This window comes from Pedobacter frigoris, assembly GCF_032678645.1.
Lineage (GTDB): Bacteria > Bacteroidota > Bacteroidia > Sphingobacteriales > Sphingobacteriaceae > Pedobacter > Pedobacter frigoris_A.
The window spans coordinates 26,808-39,903 of sequence record NZ_JAVTSP010000010.1; the positions used below are offsets into that span (position 1 = coordinate 26,808).

Here is a 13,096-nt window from a genome sequence, read left to right on the forward strand (position 1 = left end):
AGCTTTACCATTTTTTTTTGTTCTGGTCCGGACTTTTTTTAATTCTAAAAAAAAGTCAATATTTTATGTTTTACCCTTTCTTAAAAGTGTTTTTTGTATTATTTTTGGACTAGCAAAAAACAAAAAAAAGAGCGTTGTTTCTATTTAAAAAGATTTTTTGTAAATTTAATTCATAAATAAAGAACCCTAGGGAATTATATTATTTGTAATGAAAACTCCAAAGAAACCAATTAAGAAAAGTCCATTAGTTGATCCTGAAACAGAGATGGAAGATTCACATGAAGAAGTTAGTAAAAAGAAGAAATTCGATGATGACGATGATGACTTCGACATGCCATTAGACGATCTTGATACTTTTGATAATTTCAACTCTGATGATGATGACGACGATTATTAATTAGTTAAAACATAAATGATTAAGAGCATCCCTATGGGATGCTTTTTATTTTGACTCCTTCCCTTATTTAAGAAAAGCATGACTATAGTACCTGTATCTGATAAACAAACCCGAAAAGACTTTTTAAATGTTGCCCGTTTCATATATAAAGATGATGAGAATTGGATTTGCCCTCTTGATCAGGATGTAGAACTCGTTTTTAATGAGGCGAAGAATCCTTTTTTTAATCATGGTAAGTGTACACGCTGGATTTTAAAGAACAACCAGGGACAAACGATTGGTCGGGTAGCGGCATTTATCAATGATAAAAAAGCCTATAACTACGAGCAGCCCACCGGAGGAATGGGTTTCTTTGAATGCATCAATAGTGAGGAGGCGGCGAATATGCTATTTGATACTGCACAGTCATGGCTAAAGGAAAGAGGTATGAAAGCAATGGATGGCCCTATTAATTTTGGTGAAAATGATTCATTTTGGGGTTTGCTGATAGAAGGCTTTATCCCCCCATCCTATGGAATGAATTACAATCCTGAGTATTATTATGATTTCTTTAAAAATTATGGATTTGAGAAGGAGTATGAGCAGATCACAAATCATTTGGCCGTAAGAAAGCCATTTCCTGAACGTTTTACCAAGATTGCAAATTGGGTAGCCGGTAAAGCAGGTTATACCTTTGAACATTTCTCTAAGAAAAATGCAGAAAAGTATGTTAGTGATCTTATGGAAATTTACAATGATGGCTGGCAGGATTTTGAAAATTTCGTACCCATTAAGAAAGATACACTACTGGAGAGTTTCAAAAAAATGGAAACTATAATGGATGAAAAACTGATTTGGTTTGCATATGTGAATGGGGAACCGGCTTCATTTGTGGTGATTATTCCCGATGCAAATCAAATGATTAAAGATTTTAATGGAAAACTAGGTTTAATAGAAAAATTAAAGTTTGTATACAAACGATGGGTTGGTGTTAATAGAATGCGGGCCATAGTCATGGGGACTAAACAGGCTTATCAAAAACACGGCTTAGAATCAGCATTATTTATAAAGTTGAAGGAATATGTTTTGCCCTTGAATCAATATGACGAACTGGAGCTTTCCTGGGTGGGTGATTTCAACGATAAGATGTTGGCTATCCACCAAGCAACAGGTGCCACTTTTGGAAAGCGGCACCTGACGTTGCGTAAAATATTCTCTTAGATTAAGAGCTTATTTCTCGCGGATTTCTTCGTAAAGATCAATGACCTTTTTTTGAAGTTTAATAATTTCTTCTTCCCTTTGAGACAGTTTATCCTTTAAGCTATTGATTTCTTCAAAATTAAGCGACTGTGGGTTCTCCCCTTCCTTAGAAATAATGTCCATGGTAGATACTTCAAACAAATTAGCGATCTGCGCCAATCTAGATATGTTTATATCGGTAATACCAGTTTCTATTTTTGAAAATGCAGGAATTGAAATATTTAAACGTTTAGCAACTTCCCCCTGGCTCCAGCCATTCTTTTGGCGTAATTGTCTAATGTTTTTACCAATGATATTCATGTCGTAAATTTAGGTTTGTTATTCTTGTTCTTTTTAAGATAGTATATTCAACTCACGTGCCAATTTCGTAAGGTCTAATCCGCCAAAGTTTCCAGAACTCATCAACAACAGGTTCGTTTGGTAAAAATTTATGTCTAATAAGTAAGCTTGTAGCAACTCTGAATTGTTAAAAAAATGCAAGTCATCCTTGTTAAACGCCGCTTGAACATCATATTTCGTAAATGGCTTAAGTTTCTTATGCACAAAAGTTTTCTCATCTATGTAAACAATTGCCACATCTGCCTTGTTCATAGTATCGGCATATTGCACCAAAAAGTTTTTATTCAGGCTGCTAAATGTATGTAACTCTATACATGCAACTAGTTTTCTTGTAGTAAATTGCGCTTTCACAGCATCTATTGTAGCCTTTAGCTTTGATGGAGAGTGAGCAAAATCCTTATAAACGTTTGTTTCCCCAGAAGAATTTAGCAGCTCTAATCGTTTTGCAGCACCTGTAAATGAAGAGATAGCGAGATTAAATGTGTCATTTTCGATCCCTAATTCATTACAAACTAACCTTGCAGCATTTAGATTCATTAAATTATGATCACCAAACACTTTCAATTCAGTTCTGTCTGGCAACAAATAAGTTATGCCCTTGTTTACCTCATGTTGCGGAATTTCATACCCTATTTTTTTTATTTGAGCACTGGATTGTTGAACAATTGAATTCAAATCTTTATCAGCGCTGCAGTAAATCAGGGTTCCGTCAGCCTGGATCGTATCTATAAATATCTCAAACTGACTGGTATAGTCCTGATAAGTTGGAAATACATTGATATGGTCCCAGGCGATACCACTGATTACTGCTATATTGGCTTTATATAAATGAAACTTCGGTCTGCGGTCTATAGGAGACGCCAGATATTCATCACCCTCGATAATAATTACAGGTGCCGAATCTGTTACTTTCACCATCGTATCAAAACCAGACAGCTGAGCCCCTACCAGATAATCAAAATCTTTATTGCAATAATTAAGGACATGCAGGATCATTGAAGTGATAGTTGTTTTGCCATGGCTACCTCCTATCACAACCCTAAGCTTATCTTTTGTTTGTTCATAGATATACTCCGGGTAGGAATAGATCTTAACACCCAACTCCTGTGCTTTGAGTAACTCCGGATTATCTTTAAGCGCATGCATACCCAATATCACAGCGTCAAGATCAGCAGTAATGTTATTCTCATTCCAGCCCATTTGTGCAGGAAGGATTCCATGCTTTGCCAGTCTACTGCTTGACGGTTCAAAGATCACATCATCAGATCCTGTAACCTGATATCCTTTTTTATGTAAAGCAATTGCCAGGTTGTGCATGGCACTACCACCAATAGCGATAAAATGTATACGCATAATTAATCCTTTTTAAAATGAGCAGCAACCCACTCGCCAATCTTTTTATGATCTATATAATGAATTCCGAACTTTTGACATTCCTCAGTGATCATATCCAGATCTGGAGATTCATAAAAACCGCTAAAATAAATACTTCCACCTGAATTTAATACATTGGAGTAAGTGGAGATCTGATCGAGCAAAATATTTCTGTTGATATTTGCAAGTATGGTATCAAAGGCTGCATTAGGTATTACCTCTTTTCCGCCGCAAATTGCTTCAATATTTTCAATGCTGTTTAAAGCAGAATTTTCAATTGCACTTAAATAACACACCTCATCATTATCAATTGCAACAAGCTTTTTTGCACCTCTTTTCGCCGCAAGAATCGCCAATATACCAGTACCGCATCCCATATCAAGTATGTCTTTGTTACTTATATCGGCCGACAAAATGTATTGCATCATCATCGTAGTAGTTTGATGATGTCCGGTACCAAAAGCCATTTTAGGATCGATGACTATTTCATGTTTATACTGCGGTTGTGGCTGATGAAAAGTAGCCCTAACATAGCATTGTTCGTCGATAATTAATGGCTCAAAATTCTTTTCCCATTCCTCATTCCAATTTTCCGCTGCAATTTCAGTAACCGTGTACGTATATTCCAGTTCACCCTCGAACTGGAATAGCATCTCTTTTAATTGGCTTTCACTGTAATGATCAAAATCAACAAACGCCGAAAACCCATCCTGAGTATCTTCAAATGTGTTGTAACCAATATTGGCCAGTTCGTCAATCAGTAGATCTTTTTGATATTCTTCAACTTTATTGAAGTGGAAAGTAACCTGAATATATTGCATTTAAGAGTTGAATGTTTTAACAATGTCAACGAAGTCTCTTGATTTTAGCGATGCACCGCCAATTAAGCCCCCATCTATATCTTTCTGAGCAAATAATTCTGCAGCATTTTTTGGGTTACAGCTCCCCCCGTAAAGGATGGTAGTATTTTCGGCAATTTCAGTCCCATATTTAGCATCGATTTCTTTACGAATAAACGCATGAACTTCCTGTGCCTGCTCAGAAGTAGCCGTAAGACCCGTTCCTATAGCCCATACAGGCTCGTATGCAATCACTATTTTTGAAAAATCATTACTATCTAGTCCAAAAACACCTTTTTGAAGCTGAGATTTTAATACTTTAAAATAGCTTCCATCATTTCTTTCATCCAGAGTTTCACCAATACAAAAGATCGGTGTTAATTCATTCTGTAGAGCAATAACTGTTTTCTCTGCCAACAGCTCGTCACTTTCAGCAAAATACTGACGTCTTTCTGAATGTCCAATGATTACGTATCCGCAACCTACTGATTTTATCATTTTTGCTGAGATCTCCCCGGTATAAGCTCCACTTTCTTTTTGATAGCAATTTTGAGCACCAATACTTACGATAGATCCTCCCAATTGCGCGAGGCTATTTAAATGTATAAAGGGAGCGCAGATGATGGCCTGTTGATCACCTTTTTTTTCATCTCTCACCATATTTACTATTTCTGAAAACAAGGATACTCCTTCAGCATAGTTTAAATTCATTTTCCAGTTTCCGGCTACTATTTTTTTTCTCATAATTATAATTTTATTGTGTGTGGTCAATAAAGACTTAAGGCGCTTTTGAACCTTTAAAAATGTCTATAGGCTTCTGTATCGTTAAAAACCTTTATTAAAATATCTTTTTCTATCTGATTGAATTCCGAATTTCTGCGTTCATAAACCCTGGCAGCCGTTTGGAACATTTTTTCTAATTTATAAGATTCAAATCCATGTGGTCCCCCCCATGAAAAATCAGGAATAAAGTTAGGAGGGAAACCCGGTCCAAATACGTTTGCACTTACTCCCACTACTGTACCGGTATTAAACATCGTATTTATCCCGCACTTGGCATGGTCTGCCATAATCAATCCACAAAATTGCAATTTTGTATTGCGAAAATCCCGGACAGCATACTCCCAAACTTTTACATCTGAATAGTTATTCTTGAGGTTAGAATTATTGCTGTCTGCTCCAATATTACACCATTGCCCCAATACTGCATTCCCGAGATAGCCCTCATGTCCTTTCGAAGAATATCCCCATATATTTACATTGTTCATTTCTCCGGCAACCTTGCTATACGGCCCTACAGTTGTCTGTCCATATATCCTGGCACCCATCTTTACCTGAGAATTGTGACATAAAGCAAAAGATCCTCTAATGTGGCAACCTTCCCAAACTTCTGTATTCTTTCCAAGATAAACGGGCCCTGCAAGACTGTTAAATGTTGAGCATTCAGCTATAGCCCCTTCTTCTGCAAAGAAGTTTTCACCTAAAAAAGTATTGGTAGCGCCCAAATTGGCTGAGATTCGCCCATGTGTGATCAGTTCAAAGTCTTTTGTGAGTTCTATATGATTGAATTTAAAAATATCTTCTGGAAACTCAATTCTTATAAAACTTTCTGAGTAATTTTTGGCATCAAACTGAACAATTGAATCCGGGGTTAAAAGTTCACCTGTGTTTGTACGATAAGCGATCAGGAGATTTCCTTTTTTTAAGGATTCTCCTATTTTCAGACTGCATATGGCATCAACTAAACTTCTATCCGGACATATTGATCCATTTATAAACCATTCTGCGCCATTGTTGGCAGGATACTTTTCAGCAAGATACGCAATTGTTAAAAATCCAGCTTCAGCATTTAGATACTTCTTCCACTTTTCAGCTATTGTCAGAATTCCAACGCGGAGATCAGCAACAGGCCTTGTGAAAGAAAGTGGACGCAGGGACTGCCATGCGCTATCATCAAATAAATTGATCATCATAAGCAGCAAAAATAAAAAAAGTCCCGAAGCAACAGCAACGGGACTCTAAAATAATTTTATTATTGGTAGAATTACTTCTTAGCGTAACGAGTTTTGAATTTATCGATACGGCCGGCAGTATCAACCAATTTCATTTTACCAGTATAGAAAGGGTGAGAAGTGTGAGAAATCTCTAATTTATATAGAGGGTACTCATTACCATCTTCCCATTGAATAGTCTCTTTAGTATCTACACAAGATTTTGTTAAAAAAGAATACTCGTTAGACATATCTTTAAACACTACAAATCTATAGTTTGATGGATGCAGATCTTTTTTCATATTGTTATATACTTATTTGTCGCTTATTTTTAAGGATGCAAATATCGGAATTTATTTTTTAGAAACAAATAGTAATCAGATATTTTTATAACAGATTTCAAAATAGAAATGGTTCAACAGGCTAAATGCCCTGTTATCTTATTTCCTGACATAATTCGATGAGTACCCCATTTGTATTTTTAGGATGAACAAAGCAGATTAATTTGTTATCGGCACCTTTTTTGGGCTTTTCATTCAATAAAACAAAACCTTCAGTTCTTAGCCTCTCCATTTCCAGAATTATATCATCTACATCAAATGCAATGTGATGAATTCCCTCTCCTTTCTTATCAAGAAATTTAGCTATTGCACTATCAGTCGAAGTAGCTGCCAGCAATTCTATTTTATTAATGCCTGTTTTAAAGAATGCCGTATTTACAGCTTCAGATTCGACATTCTCCTTTTTATAACAAGCTGTACCGAGCAGTCGTTCATAAAGTTCACATGATGCATCCAGACTATTTACAGCTATACCTATATGTTCTATCTTGTTCATAAATACAATGAAAGGTTAGAAAAATGTAAAAATGCGAGTTTTAACTATACCATCATAGGTATTATTTATAATTGTTGGCAATCTTTTTTCGTATCTTTGTGTCTTATTAAGAATAAACAAAAACAATGGAACTTCCTATTTACTTAGATAATAATGCTACTACACCTTTGGATCCCAGAGTATTAGAAGCGATGTTACCTTACTTTACTAATAAATTCGGTAATGCTGCGAGCCGCAATCATGCTTTCGGCTGGGTAGCCGAAGAAGCTGTTGATTATTCCCGCGAGCAAGTTGCGAAATTGATCGGCTGTACAGAAAAAGAGATCATTTTTACTTCAGGAGCAACAGAGGCTGATAATCTTGGTATTAAAGGGGTTTTTGAAATGTATCAGGACAAAGGTAACCACATCATTACCGCTACCACAGAGCACAAAGCTGTATTAGATACCTGCAAACACCTGGAAAAACAAGGTGCAAAAGTGACCTATCTTAAAGTAAAAGAAGACGGACTGATAGATCTTCAGGAACTGGAAGCCGCAATGACTGAACAAACGATTCTTGTTACCATCATGTATGGCAATAATGAAATCGGGGTTGTTCAGCCTGTTAAAGAAATAGCTGCAATTGCTCATAAATTCGGTGCTCTATTCATGACTGATGCCACGCAGGCAGTAGGTAAGATACCAGTAGATGTAAACGCAGATGGTATAGATTTAATGGCATTTTCTGCCCATAAGATGTATGGACCTAAGGGCGTTGGAGTATTATATGTTCGCCGTAAAAATCCAAGAGTAAAAGTTACAGCCCAAATGGATGGCGGAGGCCATGAACGGGGAATGCGTTCAGGTACATTGAATGTTCCTGGTATTGTTGGTTTGGGTAAAGCGTGTGAGCTTTGCCGTCTTGAAATGGATGAAGAGGCCAAGCGCCTATCAGCCTTGAGAGATAAGTTGGAAAGTGCGCTTACTGTGCTTGAGGAAAGCTACGTTAATGGTAACGTTGAACATCGTTTACCTCATGTGGCAAATATCTCATTTAAATATGTTGAAGGTGAAGGCCTGATGATGGCAATGAAAGATCTGGCAGTATCATCAGGTTCGGCTTGTACCTCTGCTTCATTGGAACCATCTTATGTTTTGAAAAACCTGGGACTATCTGATGATCTTGCTCATTCTTCTATCCGTTTTGGGTTAGGTCGTTTCACTACTGAGGAAGAAATTGATTACGCTATTGAAAATACAAAAAAAGCAGTTAACCACCTGAGAGACCTTTCTCCACTTTGGGAGATGTTTAAAGATGGAATTGACTTAAGTAAAATAGAGTGGGCAGAACACTAAGTCCAACTAATTGTTATAAACATTAAATCACCTCTGTTTACAGAGGATAAAAGAAATAGAAATGGCATATTCTGAAAAAGTAATGGAACACTATACCAACCCTAGAAATGTTGGTACATTAAATAAAGACAGCAAATCTGTCGGAACAGGTTTGGTTGGAGCACCTGAGTGCGGCGACGTAATGCGTCTTCAAATTGAGGTAAATGAAAACAATGTAATCACTGATGCTAAATTTAAAACATTTGGCTGTGGTTCTGCAATTGCTTCATCATCTCTGGCAACAGAATGGTTAAAAGGTAAAACTGTAGACGAAGCATTGACTATCGACAATATGGATATCGTAGAAGAATTAGCTTTACCCCCGGTTAAAATTCACTGTTCGGTTTTGGCTGAAGACGCGATTAAATCGGCAATCAATGACTACCGCGTTAAAAACGGAATGGAACCGATTGAATTAGCTAAATCACACCACTAACATTTAATTAAAATGGTGTGGGTTTTAATACCATATTAAAAATTAAATAACATGATCACAATAACGGATAAAGCAAAAAGCAAAATTGATAACCTTATGCATGATTCGCATCTGGATAACAGCTATTTTTTGCGCGTTTCAGTTAAAGGCGGTGGCTGTTCAGGATTATCATATAATCTAGATTTTGATAATGAAGAAAAGACTGGAGATCAATTTTTTGAAGACAGAGGCATCAGGATAGCATTAGATATGAAGTCGTTTTTGTATTTAGCAGGAACTGAACTTGATTTTACTGATGGATTAAATGGCAAGGGCTTTAATTTTAACAATCCAAATGCCAGTCGTTCATGCGGTTGTGGCGAAAGTTTCTCTGTTTAACAGACATTCACTATATTTGAAAGGGCGCTTAGGCGCCCTTTTTTAATATATAAGCTCTGCAAAAGTAACTTGTATATTATAGTGTATTATTTTATAATTGTGATCACGAGCTAACCAAACATAATTATGGTATCATTTAACGAGTCTTCTACAGTACCTAGTTTACTCAGAAATGTAATAGAAAACATCCATAAACCGGAAGAAACTTTTCTTATACATAAAAAAAACACTGAATGGGAGGAAATTTCATTCAAAACCACCCTTGAAAATGCAGATGCTGTGTCTTCTTTCTTTTTAGAAAGGGGAATAAAAAAAGGAGATCGAATGGGGCTTATGATAGAGAATTCTCCTGAATACGTATATTATGATCAGGGAATACAGCAAATAGGCGCCATTAACGTATCAATATACCCAACATTATCCGAGCATGAAGTCGAATACATCATTAACGATTCGGGTATCAGAGCAATACTTGTCGGCAATACTTTCTTATACAAGAAAGTACTTAAAATAGCTGACAACTGCAGAAACCTTTCTTATATCATTCCGGCATTTGCAGAGTATAAAAAAGTAATTGTACCTGAAGATTTAAATGCAAAGATCATAAGCTTTGAAGAGATTCTCAGTTCTGCATCTAAACTCAGTAACGAAAGAATATCTGAAATAGCAAATATTCGTCAAGGTCTGAATCCTTCCGATACGTCCTCCTTAATATATACTTCAGGTACTACAGGAACTCCTAAAGGCGCTATGCTTTCGCATTACAACTTTGTAGAAAATGTAAAGGTTTGCCTGCAGCAAATACCTGTTATCGATGAAACGGAAACTTTCCTTTCTTTTTTGCCCCTGTCTCATGTTTTCGAACGCACTGCGACCTACCATGTCTGCTGTGCCCAGGGCTGTAAGATAGCATTTGCGCAAAGTCTGGAACTTCTGGCTAAAAACATGGGTGAAGTTAGACCTACAGTTATGAATTGCGTTCCGAGATTACTGGAAAAAATCCATGATAAAGCCATTAAAAGCGGAACCTCCGCCGGTGGATTGAAAGCGAAGATTTTCCTTTGGGCTTTGGCAACAGGGCAGGAATATCGAAAAAAGAAGGCTGAAGGCGATGCACCAGGAATAGTCCTATCTGCAAAAAAGGCGATAGCTGAAAAACTAGTATTCAGCAAAATAAAAGAAAAAACAGGAGGCCGACTAAAATTCATGATTTCCGGTGGCGCTGCCCTGCCAAAAAATGTAGGTGAATTCTTTGGAAATCTTGGCATTAAAATACTAGAAGGCTTTGGACTAACAGAGACTTCTCCAGTCATGGCCGTAACGGAATATCACAGGCAGGTTTACGGAACTGTAGGCCGCGTAATCCCTGGTATTGAAATAGGCATTCAAAATGTAGAAACAAAGGAAATGATCAATATCCAGACACATGAATCCTTCAATGAAGATTTTGAATGTCCGGAAGGAGAAATTATTGTTCGTGGACACTGCGTGATGCAGGGCTATTTCAATAAACCAGCTGAAACTGCTGAGGCCATTGATAAAAACAACTGGTTCCATACTGGGGATATTGGAAGATTTTACAAAGGCAACCTGCAAATAACAGATCGTTTAAAAAACATGATTGTAAATGCTTATGGTAAAAACGTATACCCAACTCCCGTAGAAAATGTATATCTGAAAAGCCTCAAAATAGAGCAATTGTTTTTAATTGGTGATAAACGAGAATACCTAACGGCAATTGTAATTCCAAATAAAGAAAACCTTCAGGAAGCATTTAACCTGACTGAATCATTTTTCCAAAAGCCAGAACTTTTTATTGAAGAAAAGGAGATCATCGACTGGATCGGACAGGACATCAGGAAGTATTCCAATGAACTGGCGAAATTTGAACGCATAAAGAATTTTAAGGTGAAACGTAATCCTTTTAGTATGGAGGAAGGTGAAATCACACCTACCTTAAAAGCTAAAAGAAAGGTGATCGAAAACAAATATGCCTCAGTTATCAATGAAATGTATGCAGAAACTGTAGAGGCAGATTAAAAACAAATACCTATTTTTGCATAAATTTTAAATTTATATACCAATTAGCTTATACGGTCATGCCGTATATCACAAAATATGAGTACAGGACTATCAGAATTAGAACTATTGCGTCGCAATTCACTTAATCAATTACGTGAATTAGGGATTGACCCCTATCCTGCCGAAGCTTTTGAAATCAATGCAAATGCAGCGGACATCTTAGCCAACTACGAAAGAGATAAAACAGCATATAAGAACATTAGCATAGCTGGAAGGATAATGACCCGTCGTATTATGGGTAGTGCCTCTTTCGTTGAATTACAGGACTCTACAGGAAGAATACAGGTATACCTGAAAAGAGACGACCTTTGCCCTGATGAGGACAAAACCTTATACAACACTGTATTCAAGAAATTATTGGATCTTGGAGACTTTATTGGCGTGAGAGGTTATGTGTTTACCACTCAGACAGGCGAAATATCAATTCATGTTACAGAGTTTAAAATCCTTTCCAAATCCTTAAAACCACTTCCCATCGTAAAACGTGATGAAGACGGAAATATATTTGATGGATTTACAGATCCTGAATTGCGCTACAGACAGCGTTATGTAGATTTAACAGTAAACCCTGGTTTCAAACAGATATTCATCAACAGGTCTAAAGTAATCAATACCATGAGAAATTACTTTGACAATCAGGGATGGATGGAAGTTGAAACTCCCATATTGCAACCAATCCATGGTGGTGCAGCTGCGCGTCCTTTCGCGACACACCACAACACACTAGATATGCCGTTGTATCTGCGCATAGCCAATGAATTATACTTAAAAAGGCTTATTGTAGCTGGCTTTGATGGGGTATATGAGTTTGGCAAAATGTTTAGAAATGAAGGCATGGATCGCACTCACAATCCAGAATTCACTTCAATGGAAATCTATGTAGCCTATAAGGATTACATCTGGATGATGGGAATGGTAGAAGAATGCCTTGAAAAAATTGCTGTTGCTATTCACGGTACTCCTATTGTTAAAGTTGGGGAACATGAGATTAATTTTGAAGGCCCATACGAAAAACTGACCATGTATGAATCCATTGAGAAATATACAGGCATCGATGTTTCTGACATGACTGAAGAACAGTTACAAGAAACTTGTAAAAGCTTGAATATTGAAATAGACTCAACGATGGGAAAAGGAAAGCTGGTTGATGAGCTGTTTAGCGAAAAAGTTGAAGCTAACCTAATTCAGCCTACCTACATTACGGATTACCCTCTGGAAATGACCCCTCTTGCAAAAAAACACAGAAGTAAAGAAGGTTTAGTTGAAAGATTTGAACTATTCGTTATGGGAAAAGAAATCGGCAATGCCTATTCAGAATTGAATGATCCTATCGATCAGCGGGAACGCTTTGAAGATCAGCTCACGTTGGCTGCAAGAGGTGACGATGAAGCTATGGCAATGGATGAGGACTTTGTACGTGCTCTTGAATATGGTATGCCTCCTACCTCTGGTTTGGGAATAGGAATAGATAGATTAGTGATGCTGATGACCAACCAATCTACCATTCAGGAGGTATTGTTCTTCCCTCAGATGAGACCTGAGAAAAAAGCAAAAGTTACCAGCGACGAAGATTTCGTGAATGCAGGTGTTCCTGCTGAATGGGTTCAGGTGATCAGAAAAATGAATATCAATACAATTGAAGAGCTAAAAGCTGCAAATCCCAATAAAGTATTTAATGATTTAGGTGGCATGCGCAAGAAGCTGAAACTAGAAATAACCATGCCTTCAAAAGAAGATGTTATGACCTGGTTCGCTTAACATAAAAATAACAAAAGCTTAAAGGCCTGCTACAAAAAATGTTAGCAGGC

14 protein-coding genes are annotated in these 13,096 nt (G+C 37.0%); 7 read left to right on the top strand and 7 right to left on the bottom strand.

The window, feature by feature from the left end; all coding sequences use genetic code 11:
- Positions 1-265 precede the first annotated feature (265 nt).
- A complete protein-coding gene (locus R2Q78_RS21160; protein WP_316794584.1) occupies positions 266-397 on the top strand; it encodes a hypothetical protein in 132 nt (43 codons plus the stop codon).
- Positions 398-475: 78 nt separating this feature from the next.
- Positions 476-1,597: a GNAT family N-acetyltransferase gene (locus tag R2Q78_RS21165; protein WP_316794585.1), complete on the top strand. Its 1,122-nt coding sequence runs from the start codon at positions 476-478 to the stop codon at positions 1,595-1,597.
- 9 nt (positions 1,598-1,606) lie between these two features.
- Here the strand turns inward: R2Q78_RS21165 and R2Q78_RS21170 are convergent, their stop codons facing one another.
- The 7 genes from R2Q78_RS21170 to mce form a co-directional block, all read right to left on the bottom strand.
- Positions 1,607-1,936, bottom strand: coding sequence for a helix-turn-helix domain-containing protein (locus R2Q78_RS21170; RefSeq protein ID WP_048906616.1), 330 nt, complete (start codon positions 1,934-1,936; stop codon positions 1,607-1,609).
- A 33-nt stretch (positions 1,937-1,969) separates the two neighbouring features.
- A complete protein-coding gene (locus tag R2Q78_RS21175; protein ID WP_316794586.1) occupies positions 1,970-3,328 on the bottom strand; it encodes a UDP-N-acetylmuramate--L-alanine ligase in 1,359 nt (452 codons plus the stop codon).
- Between the two features lie 2 nt (positions 3,329-3,330).
- Positions 3,331-4,170, bottom strand: a complete 840-nt coding sequence (prmA, locus tag R2Q78_RS21180; protein WP_316794587.1) for a 50S ribosomal protein L11 methyltransferase — start codon at positions 4,168-4,170, stop codon at positions 3,331-3,333.
- Entirely contained in the window at positions 4,171-4,932 is a 762-nt protein-coding gene (tpiA, locus tag R2Q78_RS21185) for a triose-phosphate isomerase (protein ID WP_316794588.1), read from the bottom strand. It lies immediately after the preceding gene.
- 53 nt (positions 4,933-4,985) lie between these two features.
- A complete protein-coding gene (locus R2Q78_RS21190; RefSeq protein WP_316794589.1) occupies positions 4,986-6,161 on the bottom strand; it encodes a putative sugar nucleotidyl transferase in 1,176 nt (391 codons plus the stop codon).
- Between the two features lie 71 nt (positions 6,162-6,232).
- Entirely contained in the window at positions 6,233-6,481 is a 249-nt protein-coding gene (locus R2Q78_RS21195) for a type B 50S ribosomal protein L31 (RefSeq protein ID WP_099437417.1), read from the bottom strand.
- A gap of 133 nt (positions 6,482-6,614) precedes the next feature.
- Complete coding sequence (gene mce, locus R2Q78_RS21200) at positions 6,615-7,016, bottom strand: methylmalonyl-CoA epimerase (protein ID WP_316794590.1); 402 nt, start codon at positions 7,014-7,016, stop codon at positions 6,615-6,617.
- Positions 7,017-7,141: 125 nt separating this feature from the next.
- On the opposite strand from mce, the gene R2Q78_RS21205 reads away from it, so the two are divergent.
- From R2Q78_RS21205 to lysS, 5 genes are all read left to right on the top strand, one after another.
- A complete protein-coding gene (locus R2Q78_RS21205; RefSeq protein WP_316794592.1) occupies positions 7,142-8,353 on the top strand; it encodes an IscS subfamily cysteine desulfurase in 1,212 nt (403 codons plus the stop codon).
- A 61-nt stretch (positions 8,354-8,414) separates the two neighbouring features.
- A complete protein-coding gene (gene iscU, locus R2Q78_RS21210; RefSeq protein ID WP_316794593.1) occupies positions 8,415-8,828 on the top strand; it encodes a Fe-S cluster assembly scaffold IscU in 414 nt (137 codons plus the stop codon).
- Positions 8,829-8,879: 51 nt separating this feature from the next.
- Entirely contained in the window at positions 8,880-9,206 is a 327-nt protein-coding gene (locus tag R2Q78_RS21215; RefSeq protein WP_316794594.1) for an iron-sulfur cluster assembly accessory protein, read from the top strand.
- Positions 9,207-9,332: 126 nt separating this feature from the next.
- Positions 9,333-11,246 carry a long-chain fatty acid--CoA ligase gene (locus R2Q78_RS21220; RefSeq protein WP_316794595.1) on the top strand — a complete coding sequence of 638 codons (1,914 nt, stop codon included), beginning with the start codon at positions 9,333-9,335 and terminating at the stop codon, positions 11,244-11,246.
- 78 nt (positions 11,247-11,324) lie between these two features.
- On the top strand, positions 11,325-13,046 hold the full coding sequence (gene lysS, locus R2Q78_RS21225) for a lysine--tRNA ligase (RefSeq protein WP_316794596.1): 1,722 nt from the start codon (positions 11,325-11,327) through the stop codon (positions 13,044-13,046).
- Positions 13,047-13,096: the final 50 nt, after the last annotated feature.

Bases quoted from the DNA above. Each gene is read 5' to 3' on its own strand.
- R2Q78_RS21190 (WP_316794589.1), bottom strand. From the start codon at position 6,161: ATGATGATCAATTTATTTGATGATAGCGCATGGCAGTCCCTGCGTCCA.
- tpiA (WP_316794588.1), bottom strand. From the start codon at position 4,932: ATGAGAAAAAAAATAGTAGCCGGAAACTGGAAAATGAATTTAAACTAT.
- prmA (WP_316794587.1), bottom strand. From the start codon at position 4,170: ATGCAATATATTCAGGTTACTTTCCACTTCAATAAAGTTGAAGAATAT.
- R2Q78_RS21170 (WP_048906616.1), bottom strand. From the start codon at position 1,936: ATGAATATCATTGGTAAAAACATTAGACAATTACGCCAAAAGAATGGC.
- mce (WP_316794590.1), bottom strand. From the start codon at position 7,016: ATGAACAAGATAGAACATATAGGTATAGCTGTAAATAGTCTGGATGCA.
- R2Q78_RS21175 (WP_316794586.1), bottom strand. From the start codon at position 3,328: ATGCGTATACATTTTATCGCTATTGGTGGTAGTGCCATGCACAACCTG.
- R2Q78_RS21165 (WP_316794585.1), top strand. From the start codon at position 476: ATGACTATAGTACCTGTATCTGATAAACAAACCCGAAAAGACTTTTTA.
- lysS (WP_316794596.1), top strand. From the start codon at position 11,325: ATGAGTACAGGACTATCAGAATTAGAACTATTGCGTCGCAATTCACTT.
- R2Q78_RS21195 (WP_099437417.1), bottom strand. From the start codon at position 6,481: ATGAAAAAAGATCTGCATCCATCAAACTATAGATTTGTAGTGTTTAAA.
- R2Q78_RS21220 (WP_316794595.1), top strand. From the start codon at position 9,333: ATGGTATCATTTAACGAGTCTTCTACAGTACCTAGTTTACTCAGAAAT.
- R2Q78_RS21215 (WP_316794594.1), top strand. From the start codon at position 8,880: ATGATCACAATAACGGATAAAGCAAAAAGCAAAATTGATAACCTTATG.
- R2Q78_RS21205 (WP_316794592.1), top strand. From the start codon at position 7,142: ATGGAACTTCCTATTTACTTAGATAATAATGCTACTACACCTTTGGAT.
- R2Q78_RS21160 (WP_316794584.1), top strand. From the start codon at position 266: ATGGAAGATTCACATGAAGAAGTTAGTAAAAAGAAGAAATTCGATGAT.
- iscU (WP_316794593.1), top strand. From the start codon at position 8,415: ATGGCATATTCTGAAAAAGTAATGGAACACTATACCAACCCTAGAAAT.